The sequence below is a fragment of the Mycobacterium sp. genome (assembly GCF_019243155.1).
Classification (GTDB): Bacteria; Actinomycetota; Actinomycetes; order Mycobacteriales; family Mycobacteriaceae; genus Mycobacterium.
This window is the reverse complement of record NZ_JAFAUS010000374.1, coordinates 1-14,914: the sequence shown is the minus strand read 5'-3', so window position 1 is coordinate 14,914 and position 14,914 is coordinate 1. Positions and strand designations below refer to the sequence as shown.

The 14,914-nt window shown below is 65.9% G+C and carries 18 protein-coding genes; all 18 read left to right on the top strand.

Annotated features, from left to right (window positions below; all coding sequences use genetic code 11):
• A partial coding sequence (locus tag JOZ00_RS19250) for an acyl-CoA dehydrogenase (RefSeq protein WP_293346427.1) occupies window positions 1-837 on the top strand: 837 nt, incomplete at its 5' end.
• Window positions 834-1,823, top strand: a complete 990-nt coding sequence (locus tag JOZ00_RS19245; RefSeq protein ID WP_293346424.1) for a phosphotransferase family protein — start codon at window positions 834-836, stop codon at window positions 1,821-1,823. The genes JOZ00_RS19250 and JOZ00_RS19245, both read left to right, overlap by 4 nt.
• Window positions 1,820-2,158 carry a DUF6285 domain-containing protein gene (locus tag JOZ00_RS19240; RefSeq protein ID WP_293346421.1) on the top strand — a complete coding sequence of 113 codons (339 nt, stop codon included), beginning with the start codon at window positions 1,820-1,822 and terminating at the stop codon, window positions 2,156-2,158. The genes JOZ00_RS19245 and JOZ00_RS19240 overlap by 4 nt, the downstream gene beginning before the upstream one ends.
• A gap of 30 nt (window positions 2,159-2,188) precedes the next feature.
• Entirely contained in the window at window positions 2,189-2,602 is a 414-nt protein-coding gene (locus JOZ00_RS19235; protein ID WP_293346418.1) for a nuclear transport factor 2 family protein, read from the top strand.
• Window positions 2,603-2,634: 32 nt separating this feature from the next.
• Window positions 2,635-3,168: a YceI family protein gene (locus JOZ00_RS19230; RefSeq protein ID WP_293346415.1), complete on the top strand. Its 534-nt coding sequence runs from the start codon at window positions 2,635-2,637 to the stop codon at window positions 3,166-3,168.
• Window positions 3,169-3,245: 77 nt separating this feature from the next.
• Window positions 3,246-3,659 carry a hypothetical protein gene (locus JOZ00_RS19225; protein WP_293346412.1) on the top strand — a complete coding sequence of 138 codons (414 nt, stop codon included), beginning with the start codon at window positions 3,246-3,248 and terminating at the stop codon, window positions 3,657-3,659.
• A 286-nt stretch (window positions 3,660-3,945) separates the two neighbouring features.
• Window positions 3,946-4,323 (top strand): NADH-quinone oxidoreductase subunit A, encoded by a 378-nt coding sequence (locus tag JOZ00_RS19220; protein WP_293346410.1) that lies wholly within the window; start codon window positions 3,946-3,948, stop codon window positions 4,321-4,323.
• A gap of 8 nt (window positions 4,324-4,331) precedes the next feature.
• Complete coding sequence (locus JOZ00_RS19215) at window positions 4,332-4,886, top strand: NADH-quinone oxidoreductase subunit B (RefSeq protein ID WP_293346408.1); 555 nt, start codon at window positions 4,332-4,334, stop codon at window positions 4,884-4,886.
• Window positions 4,883-5,611, top strand: a complete 729-nt coding sequence (locus JOZ00_RS19210; RefSeq protein ID WP_293346406.1) for an NADH-quinone oxidoreductase subunit C — start codon at window positions 4,883-4,885, stop codon at window positions 5,609-5,611. The genes JOZ00_RS19215 and JOZ00_RS19210 overlap by 4 nt, the downstream gene beginning before the upstream one ends.
• On the top strand, window positions 5,611-6,948 hold the full coding sequence (gene nuoD / locus JOZ00_RS19205; protein ID WP_293346404.1) for an NADH dehydrogenase (quinone) subunit D: 1,338 nt from the start codon (window positions 5,611-5,613) through the stop codon (window positions 6,946-6,948). The genes JOZ00_RS19210 and nuoD overlap by 1 nt, the downstream gene beginning before the upstream one ends.
• Before the next feature lie 20 nt (window positions 6,949-6,968).
• Window positions 6,969-7,724, top strand: a complete 756-nt coding sequence (gene nuoE / locus JOZ00_RS19200) for an NADH-quinone oxidoreductase subunit NuoE (RefSeq protein WP_293346402.1) — start codon at window positions 6,969-6,971, stop codon at window positions 7,722-7,724.
• Window positions 7,721-9,058, top strand: coding sequence for an NADH-quinone oxidoreductase subunit NuoF (gene nuoF / locus JOZ00_RS19195; RefSeq protein ID WP_293346401.1), 1,338 nt, complete (start codon window positions 7,721-7,723; stop codon window positions 9,056-9,058). Before nuoE ends, nuoF begins: the two co-directional genes overlap by 4 nt.
• A gap of 7 nt (window positions 9,059-9,065) precedes the next feature.
• Window positions 9,066-11,483 carry an NADH-quinone oxidoreductase subunit G gene (locus JOZ00_RS19190; RefSeq protein ID WP_293346400.1) on the top strand — a complete coding sequence of 806 codons (2,418 nt, stop codon included), beginning with the start codon at window positions 9,066-9,068 and terminating at the stop codon, window positions 11,481-11,483.
• 8 nt (window positions 11,484-11,491) lie between these two features.
• Complete coding sequence (gene nuoH, locus JOZ00_RS19185) at window positions 11,492-12,754, top strand: NADH-quinone oxidoreductase subunit NuoH (protein WP_293346430.1); 1,263 nt, start codon at window positions 11,492-11,494, stop codon at window positions 12,752-12,754.
• Complete coding sequence (nuoI, locus tag JOZ00_RS19180) at window positions 12,747-13,292, top strand: NADH-quinone oxidoreductase subunit NuoI (RefSeq protein ID WP_293346399.1); 546 nt, start codon at window positions 12,747-12,749, stop codon at window positions 13,290-13,292. The genes nuoH and nuoI overlap by 8 nt, the downstream gene beginning before the upstream one ends.
• On the top strand, window positions 13,289-14,083 hold the full coding sequence (locus JOZ00_RS19175) for an NADH-quinone oxidoreductase subunit J (protein WP_293346398.1): 795 nt from the start codon (window positions 13,289-13,291) through the stop codon (window positions 14,081-14,083). The genes nuoI and JOZ00_RS19175 overlap by 4 nt, the downstream gene beginning before the upstream one ends.
• Entirely contained in the window at window positions 14,080-14,379 is a 300-nt protein-coding gene (gene nuoK, locus JOZ00_RS19170; RefSeq protein WP_293346397.1) for an NADH-quinone oxidoreductase subunit NuoK, read from the top strand. Before JOZ00_RS19175 ends, nuoK begins: the two co-directional genes overlap by 4 nt.
• Before the next feature lie 10 nt (window positions 14,380-14,389).
• Window positions 14,390-14,914 (top strand): proton-conducting transporter membrane subunit (locus tag JOZ00_RS19165; RefSeq protein ID WP_293346396.1); only part of this gene is annotated, 525 nt, incomplete at its 3' end.

Below are 14,914 nucleotides of genomic sequence, written 5' to 3'. Positions count from 1 at the left end.
AAGCTCTGGTCCGAGGCGCTGATCACCGGCGAACGGTCCATGGCGTTCGGCCTGACCGAACCGCAGCACGGCTCGGACGCGACGTGGCTGGAGACCAGCGCTGAACCCGACGGCGACGGCTGGGTCATCAACGGCTCCAAGCGATTCAACACCGGTGTGCACCGCGCCACGCACGACCTGATCTTCGCCCGCACCTCCGGTGAGCCGGGTCAGGCCCGCGGCATCACCGCGTTCCTGGTGCCCACCAACACCCCGGGCTTCAACGTCCCGTACTACTGGTGGACGTTCAACATGCCGACTGACCACGGCGAAGTCGAGTTGACCGACGTGCGAGTGCCCGCCGACGCGGTGCTCGGCGAGGTGGACCGCGGCCTCGAGGTCGCGCAGACGTTCCTGCACGAGAACCGAATCCGGCAGGCGGCAAGCAGTCTCGGCGCTGCCCAATACTGCATCGACCGGGCCGCCGAGTACGCCGGCAAGCGGACCGTGTTCGGCAAGCCGCTGTCGGTCAACCAGGCCGTGCAATGGCCGTTGGCCGAATTGCAGACTGAGGCCCAGATGGTCCGGCTGCTGGTGCAATACGCGGCCTGGCATCTGGATCGCAACCACCACATGGAGGTCTCGGACAAGGTGTCGATGGCCAACTACCGCGCCAACCGTCTGGTCTGCGATGCCGCCGACAGGGCCATGCAGATCTACGGCGGTCTCGGTTACAGCCGGCACGAACAGTTCGAGCACATCTACCGCCACCACCGCCGCTACCGGATCACCGAGGGCGCCGAAGAAATCCAGATTCGCCGGGTGGCGCAGCGGCTGTTCAAGTTTGGCAAGCAGTGAGTGCCGATCAGGACCTGATCGCCAAGCTCGGCACGGTGCTGGATCCGGTCTTCGGCGGCGGCACCACGATCGCGAACCTGCGCGCGCTGACGGGCGGCGCCAGCCGCACCACGTGGGCCTTCGAAGCCGTCACCGGCGAGAAACGCCAGCCGCTGATCCTGCGCATCGGGCCGCCCGACGACGTGCACGCGGGTATGGAGCTCGAGGCCCGCGCTCAGGCGGCCGCCGCCTCAGCGGGTGCACCCGTCCCCCACGTCCTGGTCGCCGACGATTCGCCTGCGGCGCTGGGCAATCCGTTCCTGATCTGCGATGAGCTCAAGGGCGAGACCATCGTTCGGCGCATCCAGCGCCAGCTCGACGCGGCCGGTGGGCAGCCGGCCCGTGCCGGGCTGCTGCGGCAGTGTGCGCAGGCCCTGGCCGCCATCCACCGGGCCGACCCGGAGCTTCCCGGGCTGACCCGTGAGGACCAACTCGCGCAGTGGCGCGAACGGCTCGACGACATGAACGACACCACCGCCACCTTCGAATGGGCCTTTCGCTGGCTGGAGGCCTACCGTCCCGCGCCGTCAGCGCAGGTTCTGGTGCACGGCGATTACCGGATGGGAAACCTCATCGTCGACGGCGCCGACCTTGCCGCCGTCCTGGATTGGGAGCTGGTCCACCTCGGCGAGGTGTACGACGACCTCGCCTGGTTCTGCATCCGGGCCTGGCGCTTCGGCGCTCCGGCCAGCCTGGGTGCCGGCGGCCTGGGCAGCATCGAGCGCTTCCTGCGGGACTACGAGGAGGCCGGCGCGACTAGCGTCGACCGGGTGGCATTTCACTGGTGGCTGGTGCTGGCCACGCTGCGCTGGGGCGTCATCTGCCGGTATCAGGCGGAGCGGCACCTGAGTGGCCAGAACCGCTCGGTGGAGCTGGCGACGATCGGCCGTCGCGTCTCCGAGACCGAATGGGACCTGCTCAATCTGCTCGAGGCGGGCCGCCCGTGATCGGCGCATACGGTCGGCCGCTCGCCGCCGAACTCGTGGCCGCCGTTGCCGAATTCCTGGAGACCGACGTCCGGGACGCGACCGGCGGACAGGTCAACTTCCACGCCAGGGTCGCCGCCAATGCTTTGCGCATCGTCGAGCGCGAACTGCTCGACGAAAGCGAGGCGGAATCCCGTACGGCACTGGCAGGCTTGGGCTTCCCAGACGAACAGGCGCTGGCCGCCGCGATCCGGGCGGGCGAGTTGGACGGGCGGGCCGATGCCGTGATCGCCTGCCTGCGCACACTGGTCCGACGTCGGTTGTCTGTAGCCCACCCCGGATACAACAGCGAATAGTCCGGTAATCGCCAAACAGGAGGCAGCGTTATGCCCGCCACTACCGCTGAAGTGGTCCTCGAGACGGCCGACCGGCTGTTCACGGCGATCGAAGACGGCGATAAGTCCGCGGTGGAGCGGATGTGGAGCGACGACATCGCCGTGTGGCGCTCCGGTGCCCGCCGGGACCCCTCCAAGTCAGATGACAAGGTTCGGGCGCTGCGCGTAATCGACTGGTTCATCTCCGCGACCACCGAGCGTCATTACGAGATCCTCGATCGTCGGCTCTTCGACGACGGCTCGGTCAGCGGCTTTGTTCAGCAGCACATCCTGCACGCAACCGGCCACGCCGACCAATCGATCTCGATGCGAGTCTGCATCGTGATCAGGGTGGGCACAAACGGCCTGATCGAGCGGATCGACGAGTATTTCGACCCCGCTGAGATCGCGCCGTTGCTCGACTGACGTTAGATTCGCGACGACAGATGGAGGCGACGATGACGACTCTGGAAACGCTGCTGAACGATCCCGACATGGCCGGCGTATGGAACCTCGTTCCGGGCCGCTCGACCATCACCTTCAAGATCAGAAACATGTGGGGCCTGCTGAACGTGAAGGGCCGCTTCACCGACTTCACCGGCGACGGCCAACTGACCGGCAGCGGAGCGGTTTTCGGCCGCCTCGACATCCGCGCCGCCTCACTGGACACCGGTATCGGGCGGCGCGACGAGCACCTGCGCTCGGCCGACTTCTTCGACGTGGACCACTTCGGTGAGATCAGCGTCATTGTGACCGGCGTGGAACCGATTCAAGGCAAGACCGCTGACCTGCGCGCCGAGTTCACCATCAAGGGCAACACCGCACCGGTCCCGCTGCCCGTCACGGTCACCGAACTCGACGACGGCTCGATTCGGATCGTCGGCGAAACCAAGGTCGACCGCGCCCAATTCGGCCTGGGCTGGAACAAGCTCGGAGTGATGGGCTCGACGGTGACGCCGGCAGTGGAAGCCGTCTTCGTGCGGGCACGCTAGACGATTTGTGCGGGCACGCTAGATGATTTGTGCGGGCACCCCGGTGAAGTCGGCGCGACACCAGTACGATCTGCACCGTGCCCGACTCCAGCCCTGAATCCAGCGTTGCTCTGCGGATCCTGGTCTACAGCGATAACGCGAAAACCCGCGAACGAGTGATACAGGCGCTGGGCAAGCAGCTGCACCCGGATCTGCCTGAGATGAGCTATGTCGAGGTTGCAACCGGCCCGATGGTGGTGCGGCAGATGGATGAGGGCGGCTTCGACTTGGTCATCCTCGACGGCGAAGCCACGCCCACCGGAGGCATGGGAATCGCCAAACAGCTCAAGGACGAACTCACCACGTGCCCACCGATCGTGGTGCTCACGGGCCGCCGCGACGATGCGTGGCTGGCCAGCTGGTCGCGCGCCGAAGCCTCGGTGCCGCACCCCCTCGACCCCATCGTGCTGGGTCGCACGGTCCTCGGGCTGCTCCGCACCCCGACCCGCTAGCTCCGCGAGAGCCTCCGCCGCGACGGTTTACCCGCGGCGATTACCCCCTTCGCCTGCGGCAACACCAAGAAACCAGCCACGCCGCTCAAGGGCGCCTCCGCACCCCGACAGCGCATGGGGTTGCGCCGACACAAAAACCAAGCGAATACCCCACCCCGGCAAAACACACTCGCCGCTGCGACGCTATGTTGAAGGTCACTGTGATGTCACACAGCCCGCGTGCGTCACAGCAGCCCGGCCCCCGCCCGGCCGCCGCGCTGGCGGCCCGTACGACGGATGGAGCGAGTTGAACGTCTACATACCCATCCTGGTTTTAGGAGCGATCGCCGCCGCGTTCGCCATCGGTTCGGTGTTCCTCGCGAGCATCGTCGGCCCGTCGCGCTACAACCGCTCGAAAATGGCGGCGTACGAGTGTGGAATCGAGCCGACCGACTCCCCGGTCAGCGGCCCGAACGCGAACAGCGGGCAGCGGTTCCCGGTGAAGTATTACCTGACCGCAATGCTATTTATCGTCTTCGACATCGAAATCGTGTTCTTGTATCCCTGGGCGGTCAGTTACGACGCGCTCGGGACATTTGCATTGGTGGAGATGGTGGTTTTCGTGCTCACGGTCTTCGTGGCCTATGCCTACGTGTGGCGCCGCGGCGGCCTGACGTGGGATTGAGGTAAGAAGTGGGTCTCGAAGAACAGCTCCCCGGCGGCATTCTGCTGTCAACAGTCGAGAAGGTGGCGGGCTATGTCCGCAAGAACTCGCTGTGGCCGGCCACCTTCGGGCTGGCCTGCTGCGCCATCGAAATGATGGCAACCGCCGGACCCAGATTCGACATCGCACGCTTCGGTATGGAGCGGTTCTCCGCGACGCCGCGGCAGGCCGATCTGATGATTGTGGCCGGGCGTGTCAGCCAGAAGATGGCACCGGTGCTGCGGCAGATCTACGACCAGATGGCCGAGCCGAAATGGGTACTGGCCATGGGGGTGTGCGCGTCCTCGGGCGGAATGTTCAACAACTACGCGATCGTGCAGGGCGTCGACCATTTGGTTCCGGTTGACATCTACCTGCCCGGCTGCCCACCGCGGCCGGAGATGCTGCTGCACGCAATCCTGAAGCTGCACGAGAAGATTCAGGAAATGCCGCTGGGCGTCAACCGCGAGCGCGCCATCGCCGAAGCCGAGGAAGCCGCCTTGGGCGCGCGGCCCACCATCGAGATGCGCGGACTGCTGCGATGAGCTCGCCCGACCACGACCCCAAAGTAGCGGCGAGCGAGGTGGGCGGGGCCGTCCCGTCGCCCGACGAGGAAGTCATCAACGTGCGCCGCGGCATGTTCGGGATTTCGGGCTCCGGTGACACGTCCGGATACGGGCGCCTGGTTCGCGAGGTCACGCTGCCGGGCGGCAGCCCCCGCCCCTACGGCCGCTATTTCGACGAGGTCGTCGATCGGCTCGCCGACGCGCTCGCGGCCAACGACGCTCAATTCGAAAGCGCCATCGAGAAAGTCGTGGTGGACCGCGACCAGCTGACCCTGCACGTACGTCGTGAAGCCCTGTCGGCTGTCGCTCAGCGTCTTCGCGACGAACCGAGTCTGCGTTTCGAAATGTGCCTGGGCGTCAGCGGAGTGCACTACCCGCACGAGACGGGCCGCGAACTGCACGCGGTCTATCAGCTGCAGTCGATCACCCACAATCGCCGCATCATGCTGGAAGTCTCTGCACCCGACGGTGATCCGCACATTCCCTCGCTCTACCGGGTCTACCCGACCACCGACTGGCACGAGCGCGAGACCTACGACTTCTTCGGCATCATCTTCGACGGACACCCGTCGCTCACTCGGATCGAGATGCCGGACGACTGGCACGGGCATCCGCAGCGCAAGGACTACCCGCTCGGCGGAATCCCGGTCGAATACAAAGGCGCCCAGATACCACCGCCCGACGAGCGGAGAGCGTACAACTGATGAGCACTATCACTGATTCGACGCAAAACGGCGGCGGCCCGGAAGGCCCCGAGACGGTTGTCGTCGCCGGTGGCCAGGACTGGGAGCAGGTCGTCGAGGCCGCCCGCAGCGCAGATCGCGGCGAACGCATCATCGTCAACATGGGGCCGCAGCATCCGTCCACGCACGGAGTGCTGCGGCTGATCCTCGAGATCGAGGGCGAGACGGTCACCGACGCCCGCTGCGGAATCGGCTACCTGCACACCGGGATCGAAAAGAACCTCGAATACCGCTACTGGACGCAGGGTGTCACCTTCGTGACCCGGATGGATTACCTGGCACCGTTTTTCAACGAGGCCGCGTACTGCCTGGGTGTAGAGAAGCTGCTCGGCATCACCGACGAGATCCCGGAGCGGGTCAACGTCATCCGGGTGCTGATGATGGAGCTCAACCGGATCTCGTCGCATCTCGTCGCACTGGCGACCGGTGGCATGGAACTGGGCGCCATGACGCCGATGTTCACCGGCTTCAAGGGCCGCGAGATCGTGCTGAAGTTGTTCGAATCCATCACCGGGTTGCGCATGAACAGCGCCTACATCCGCCCCGGAGGCGTCGCTCAGGATCTGCCGCCCAACGCGCAGACCGAGATCGCCGATGCCCTCAAGCCGTTGCGGGTCGCGCTGCGCGAAATGGGTGGTCTGCTCAACGAAAACGCGATCTGGAAGGCGCGCACCCAGGACGTCGGCTACCTGGACCTCGCCGGATGCATGGCGCTGGGAATCACCGGTCCGATCCTGCGCGCCACCGGGCTCCCCCACGATCTGCGCAAGAGCGAACCCTACTGCGGATACGAAAATTACGAATTCGACGTGATCACCGCGGACACATGTGATGCTTACGGGCGCTACATCATTCGCGTCAAAGAGATGTGGGAGTCGATCAAGATCATCGAGCAGTGTCTGGACAAGTTGAAGCCGGGTCCGATCATGGTTGAGGACCGCAAGATTGCCTGGCCGGCCGACTTGAAGGTCGGTCCAGACGGCTTGGGCAATTCACCCGAGCACATCGCGAAGATCATGGGCAGCTCGATGGAAGCGCTGATTCACCACTTCAAGCTCGTCACCGAGGGCATTCGCGTTCCGGCAGGCCAGGTTTACGTCGCGGTGGAGTCGCCGCGCGGCGAGCTCGGCGTCCACATGGTCAGCGACGGCGGCACTCGCCCCTACCGGGTGCATTACCGCGACCCGTCTTTCACCAACCTGCAGGCGGTATCCGCGATGTGTGAGGGCGGCTTGGTCGCCGACCTGATCAGCGCGGTCGCCAGCATCGACCCGGTGATGGGCGGGGTCGATCGATGACTGATCCTAGTTTCAAGCCGGTGCCGACAACTAGCGGCGAGCGGATTTTCATCCGGCTCGGCCCGCCGCCCGAAGAGCCGAACCAGTTCGTCGTTGATGGTGCGCCGCAGTCGTATTCGCCGGAAGTGCGGGCGCGACTGGAGTTGGACGCGAAAGAGATCATCGGCCGCTACCCCAACAAGCGCTCGGCGTTGCTGCCGTTGTTGCACCTGGTGCAGTCCGAGGACTCCTTCCTGACACCGGCGGGACTCGAATTCTGCAGTGAGCAGCTGGGTCTCACGGGGGCCGAGGTATCGGCGGTGGCGAGCTTCTACACGATGTATCGCCGCGGACCCACCGGCGACTATCTGGTGGGCGTGTGCACCAACACGTTGTGCGCCGTCATGGGCGGCGATGCCGTATTCGACGCTCTGAAAGAGCATTTGGGCATCGGCAACGACGAGACCACCTCCGACGGGTCTGTCACCCTGCAGCACATCGAATGCAATGCCGCCTGCGACTACGCGCCGGTGGTGATGGTCAACTGGGAGTTCTACGACAACCAGACGCCGGAATCGGCAAAGGAACTCGTCGACTCGCTTCGCGACGGCGAGCCCAAGGCGCCCACCCGCGGTGCGCCCCTGTGCCGCTTCCGTGAGACGTCGCGCATTCTGGCCGGCCTGCCCGACGAGCGCCCCGACCAAGGCCAGGGCGGAGCAGGCGCGGCCACGCTGGCCGGTTTGCGGGTGGCCCAGGAGAAAGACATGCAGGCACCGCCCGCGGGAGGCCAGTCGTGACCACTGCCGCCAGTTCGTCGGCGACGCCGCTGACTCCGGTGATCAGCCGATTCTGGGACGACCCCGAATCCTGGACGCTGGACACCTACCTTCGCAACGACGGCTATAAGGCGCTCGAGAAGGCGCTCGCGATGAAGCCCGACGACGTGATCGCCACCATCAAGGACTCCGGATTGCGGGGGCGCGGCGGCGCGGGCTTCTCGACCGGCACCAAATGGTCGTTCATCCCGCAGGGCGACACCGGCGCCGCGGCCAAGCCGCATTACCTGGTGGTCAACGCCGACGAGTCGGAACCCGGTACGTGCAAAGACATTCCGCTGATGTTGGCGACACCGCACTTCCTCGTCGAGGGCGTCATCATCGCCGCCTATGCGATCAGGGCGAGCCACGCGTTCATCTACGTCCGGGGTGAAGTGCTGCCGGTGCTGCGGCGGCTGCAGAACGCGGTGGCCGAGGCGTACGCCGCCGGTTACCTCGGCCGCGACATCAAAGGCTCGGGCTTCGACCTCGAGTTGGTGGTGCACGCCGGGGCGGGCGCCTACATCTGCGGCGAGGAAACCGCGTTGCTCGACTCGCTGGAAGGCCGGCGCGGGCAGCCGCGGCTGCGGCCGCCGTTCCCCGCGGTGGCGGGACTTTACGGCTGCCCCACGGTGATCAACAACGTCGAGACGATCGCCAGCGTGCCGCCGATCATCCTCAACGGCATCGAGTGGTTCAGGTCGATGGGCAGCGAGAAATCCCCCGGCTTCACGCTCTATTCGCTGTCCGGGCACGTCACCACCCCGGGTCAATACGAGGCTCCGCTGGGAATCACGTTGCGCGAGTTGCTCGATTTCGCCGGTGGGGTGCGGGCCGGGCATCGGCTCAAGTTCTGGACCCCGGGCGGATCGTCGACGCCGCTGCTGACTGACGAGCACCTCGACGTCCCGCTGGACTACGAGGGCGTGGGCGCGGCCGGTTCGATGCTGGGCACCAAGGCGCTGGAGATCTTCGACGAGACCACGTGTGTAGTGCGCGCGGTGCAGCGCTGGACGTACTTCTACAAGCACGAATCCTGCGGAAAGTGCACGCCCTGTCGCGAGGGCACCTTCTGGCTCGACCAGATCTACGAGCGTCTGGAAACGGGCAAGGGCACCATGGAGGACATCGACAAGCTGTCCGACATTTCCGACACCATCCTCGGAAAGTCGTTCTGCGCGTTGGGCGATGGAGCCGCCAGCCCGGTGATGTCCTCGATCCAGCATTTCCGCGATGAGTACGTCGCTCACGTCGAACAAGGCGGATGCCCCTTCGACCCACGCGATTCCATGCTCACGGCGAATGGAAAGGCATGACACGCCGATGACAACCACAGCCAAGCCTGAAGCCGGCGACGAGGTACGGCCGCCCGACATGGTGACGCTGACCATCGACGGCAACGAGATCAGCGTCCCCAAGGGAACTCTGGTGATCCGCGCGGCCGAGCTGATGGGCATCCAGATCCCCAGGTTCTGCGATCACCCGTTGCTCGATCCGGTGGGCGCGTGCCGCCAGTGCCTGGTTGAGGTTGAGGGACAACGCAAGCCGATGGCGTCGTGCACGACCGTGGCAACCGACGACATGGTGGTGAAAACGCAGCTGACCTCGCCGGCCGCCGATAAGGCCCAGCACGGTGTGATGGAACTGCTGCTGATCAACCACCCGCTGGACTGCCCGATGTGCGACAAGGGCGGCGAATGCCCGCTGCAGAACCAGGCGATGTCCAACGGGCGCGTCGATTCTCGCTTCGAAGACGTCAAGCGCACGTTCGCCAAGCCGATCAACATCTCCTCGCAGGTGTTGCTGGACCGCGAACGCTGCATCCTGTGTGCGCGCTGCACCCGGTTCTCCGAGCAGATCGCCGGCGACCCCTTCATCGACATGCAGGAGCGCGGCGCCCTGCAGCAGGTCGGCATCTACGCCAATGAGCCGTTCGATTCGTACTTCTCGGGCAACACCGTGCAGATCTGCCCGGTGGGCGCGCTGACCGGGACCGCCTACCGGTTCCGGGCCCGCCCCTTCGACCTGGTCTCCAGCCCGAGCGTCTGCGAGCACTGCGCGGGTGGTTGCGCCGAGCGCACCGACCACCGTCGCGGCAAGGTGCTGCGCCGCCTCGCCGGCGACGACCCGGAAGTCAACGAGGAGTGGAACTGCGACAAGGGCCGGTGGGCCTTCCGGTACGCAACCCAGCCCGATGTGATCAGCACTCCCCTGATCCGCGACGCCGACGGCTCGCTGCAGCCGGCCTCGTGGTCGCACGCGGTCGCCATCGCGACCGCAGGCCTGGAAGCGGCGCGCGGACACGCGGGTGTGCTAGTCGGCGGCAGGGCGACGCTGGAAGACGCTTACGCCTACTCCAAGTTCGCCCGAATTGTTCTGGACAGCAACGACATCGACTTTCGGGCCCGCCCGACGTCGGCCGAAGAGGCCGACTTCCTGGCGACCCGCATCGCGGGCAGGCCGATCACCGTCAGCTACTCGGACCTGGAGTCAGCGCCCGTCGTTGTGCTCGCCGGATTCGAACCAGAAGACGAATCACCCATCGTGTTCCTGCGGTTGCGTAAAGCGGCCCGCAAGCACGGTGTTCCCGTGTATGCGATTGCGCCGTTCGCCACGCGGGCGCTGGGCAAGATGTCGGGCCGGCTGATCAAGACCGTTCCCGGTGCCGAAGCGGCCGCGCTGGACGGGCTCGCCACCGGCGAAGTGGGTGGGCTGCTGTCCACCCCGGGCGCCGTCATCATGGTCGGCGAACGTCTGGCGACGGTACCGGGCGGCTTGTCCGCCGCCGCCCGGCTGGCCGACGCCACGGGCGCCCGTCTGGCCTGGGTGCCGAGGCGGGCCGGCGAACGCGGCGCGCTCGAGGCCGGCGCGCTGCCCGGGCTGCTGCCCGGCGGGCGCCCGATTGACGACGAAACCGCCCGCGCACAGGTTGCCGCGGCGTGGGGGGTATCCGAATTGCCTTCCGCCAGTGGACGAGACGTCGATGGCATCCTGGCCGCCGCCACCGACGGAACGCTTGGCGCGCTGCTGGTCGGCGGTATCGAGCCCGACGACTTTGCCGACCCGGAAGCGGTACTGGCCGCGCTCGACGCGGCGGGGTTCGTGGTCAGCCTCGAGTTGCGGCACAGCGCGGTCACCCAACGCGCCGACGTGGTGTTCCCGGTCGCGCCGACGACGCAGAAGGCGGGTGCGTTCGTCAACTGGGAGGGCCGTTATAGGCCCTTCGACGCGGCGTTGCGCGGAAGCACGCAGCAGCCCACCCAATCCGACCACCAGGTGCTGAACACGCTGGCCGACGAGATGGGTGTGTACCTGGCGGCGCCCACCGCCCAGACGGCCCGCCAGGAAATCGCCACGCTGGGGTTCTGGGACGGCGGCCGCGCCGCGGGCCCGGACGTCGCGACCCCGCAGCCGGCCGAACCCGGTTCAGGCGAAGCGGTTTTGACCGGGTGGCGGATGATGCTGGACAACGGCCGGCTGCAAGACGGTGAACCGCATCTGGCCGGAACCGCGCGCAAACCCGTCGCGCGGCTGTCGAAGGACACCGCCGCCGAAATAGGTGCCGCCGAGGGCGAGGCCGTCACCGTCAGCACGGCGCGGGGATCCGTCAGCCTGCCGCTGGTGATCACCGACATGCCCGACAGGGTGGTCTGGCTTCCGCTGAACTCGCCCGGTTCGGCGGTGCAACGCCAACTCGGCGTAACCCCGGGCAGCATCGTGAAAATCGGAGCGGACTCATGACGACCTCCTTGACCGCATTCGGACATGACCCTTGGTGGCTGGTGGTGGGAAAGTCGCTGGCCATCTTCGTGTTCCTGATGCTGAACGTCCTGGTCGCGATCCTGCTCGAGCGCAAGATTCTCGGCTGGATGCAGCTGCGGCCCGGCCCCAACAGGGCGGGGCCGTGGGGAACGCTGCAGAGTCTGGCCGACGGAATCAAGTTGGCGCTCAAGGAAAGCATCACGCCCGGCGGCGTCGACAAGTTCGTCTACTTTGCGGCACCGTGCTTTTCGGCGATTCCCGCGTTCACCGCGTTTGCGTTCATCCCGTTCGGCCCGGAGGTGTCGGTGTTCGGGCACCGCACACCCCTGCAGCTGACCGACCTGCCGGTCGCGGTGTTGTTCATTCTCGGGCTGTCGGCGATCGGCGTTTACGGCATCGTGCTGGGCGGTTGGGCGTCGGGCTCGACCTACCCGCTGCTGGGCGGGGTGCGTTCCACCGCCCAGGTCATCTCCTACGAGGTGGCGATGGGACTGTCCTTCGCGGCGGTGTTCCTCTACGCCGGCTCCATGTCGACGTCGGAGATCGTGGCCTCCCAGGACCGGGTCTGGTACGTGTTCCTGCTGCTGCCGTCGTTCGTGATCTACCTGATCTCGATGGTCGGTGAAACCAACCGCGCGCCATTCGATTTGCCCGAGGCCGAAGGCGAGCTGGTCGCGGGATTCCACACCGAGTACTCGTCGCTGAAATTCGCCATCTTCATGCTGGCCGAGTACGTCAACATGATGACGGTTTCGTCGCTGGCGACGGCGCTGTTCTTCGGTGGCTGGCACGCGCCGTGGCCGATTAACATGTGGGCCGGCGCCAACACCGGGTGGTGGCCGGTGCTGTGGTTCACCGCCAAGATGTGGACCTTCCTGTTCATCTACTTCTGGCTGCGGGCCAGCCTGCCCCGGTTGCGCTACGACCAGTTCATGGCACTGGGCTGGAAGCTGTTGATCCCGGCCTCGCTGGTGTGGGTGCTGATCGCCGCGGCGATCCGGACGGCCCAGAACGAGGGTTATGCGCATTGGACCCCGATCCTGGTGATCAGCAGCGTGGTCTACGCCGTGGCGCTGATAGCGCTGCTGCGAAAACCGTTCAGCGCACCCGGCATTCGCACGCTGGAAAAGCAGCTTCGCCGCCAGTCCAAACAATTACCCGGTGCGCAGGCCGCCGCACCGGCATTCCCCACACCGCCGCTGCCGATGAAGCCTCTGGCAGCCGCGAGTAAGGAGAAAGCACATGGCTAAATTCCTGGACGCCGTGGCCGGATTCGGCGTCACGTTCGGGTCGATGTTCAAGAAGAACGTCACCGAGGAGTATCCGGAGAAGCCCGGTCCGGTCGCCCCCCGTTATCACGGTCGCCACCAACTCAACCGCTACCCCGATGGCCTGGAGAAGTGCATCGGCTGCGAGTTGTGCGCTTGGGCCTGCCCGGCGGACGCGATCTACGTCGAGGGTGCCGACAACACCGACGAGGCAAGGTTTTCCCCGGGCGAACGCTACGGCCGCGTGTATCAGATCAACTACCTGCGCTGCATCGGTTGCGGTCTGTGCATCGAAGCCTGCCCGACGCGGGCCCTGACGATGACGAACGACTACGAGATGGCCGACGACAACCGCGCCGACCTGATCTACGAGAAGGACCGCCTCCTGGCGCCGCTGCTGCAGGACATGCTCGCTCCCCCGCACCCCCGGGCGGAGGGGGCCACCGACAAGGACTACTACCAGGGCAACGTGACCGCACAGGGTCTGAAGGAAACCCAAGATGCCGGAGATGCGCGGTGACCACCGTTAACTTGGCCGCTGAAGCCATCGTTCGCACCTCCACCGGTGAAGCGGTGGCGTTCTGGGTGCTCGGTGCGCTCGCGCTGGTCGGCGCGGTCGGGGTGGTGCTGGCCGTCAACGCGGTCTACTCGGCGATGTTCCTCGCGATGACCATGATCATCCTGGCGGTGTTCTACATGATCCAGGACGCGCTGTTCTTGGGTGTCGTCCAGGTCGTGGTCTACACCGGCGCGGTGATGATGCTGTTCCTGTTCGTGCTGATGCTGATCGGCGTGGATTCCGCGGAATCCCTTAAGGAGACGCTGCGCGGACAGCGCCTCGCGGCGATGCTGGCCGGTGTCGGGTTCGGCATCCTGCTGATCGCCGCCATCGGCAACGCGGCAACCGGCAATTTCGTCGGGCTGACCACGGCCAACGCCAACGGCAACGTGGAAGGCCTGGCAGCCCTGATCTTTTCGCGGTACGTCTGGGCGTTCGAGCTGACGAGCGCGCTGCTGATCACCGCGGCCATCGGGGCGATGGTGCTGGCGCACCGGGAACGCTTCGAACGCCGCAAGACGCAGCGCGAGCTTTCGCAGGAACGGTTCCGTGCCGGCGGCGGGCACCCGACCCCGCTGCCCGGCCCCGGTGTTTACGCACGCCACAACGCCGTCGACGTGGCCGCGTTGCTGCCGGACGGCTCGTACTCGGAGCTGTCGGTGTCACCGATGCTGCGCGCCCGCGGCGCCGACGGCAAGCAGACCTCTTCCCCAGCCGAGCGTCCTAGCCTGTCGAAAGGCGGTACGTCGTGAATCCGGCCAATTACCTCTACCTTTCGGCGCTGCTGTTCACCATCGGCGCCTCGGGTGTGCTGTTGCGCCGCAATGCCATCGTGATGTTCATGTGCGTCGAGCTGATGCTCAACGCGGTCAACCTCGCGTTCGTCACTTTCGCGCGGATGAACGGGCATCTGGACGGACAGATGATCGCGTTCTTCACGATGGTGGTGGCCGCCTGCGAGGTGGTCATCGGCCTGGCCATCATCATGACGATTTTCCGAGCCCGTAAATCGGCCTCGGTCGACGACGCGAATCTACTCAAAGGCTAAGAACGCCAACATGACACACTTCACCTGGTTGCTGGTGGTGCTGCCGCTGGCGGGTGCCGCAATCCTGCTGTTCGGCGGCAGGCGCACCGACCCCTGGGGACACTGGCTGGGCTGCGCGGCCGCCCTCGCGGCGTTCGGCGTGGGCGCGAGTCTGCTCAGCGACCTGCTCAGCCGCGGGGCGGACGACCGCCTGATCCACCAGACGGTGTTCACCTGGATCCCGGTCAACCAGTTCCAGGTCGACTTCGGTCTGCAGATCGACCAGCTGTCAATATGTTTCGTGTTGCTGATCTCCGGGGTGGGGTCGCTGATCCACATCTATTCGGTCGCCTACATGGCCGAAGACCCCGACCGCCGAAGGTTTTTCGGGTTCCTCAACCTATTCCTCGCCTCGATGCTGCTGCTGGTGGTCGCCGACAACTACCTGGTGCTCTACGTCGGCTGGGAAGGCGTCGGCCTGGCGTCCTACCTGCTGATCGGGTTCTGGTACCACAAGCCGACGGCGGCGACGGCGGCCAAGAAGGCGTTCGTGATG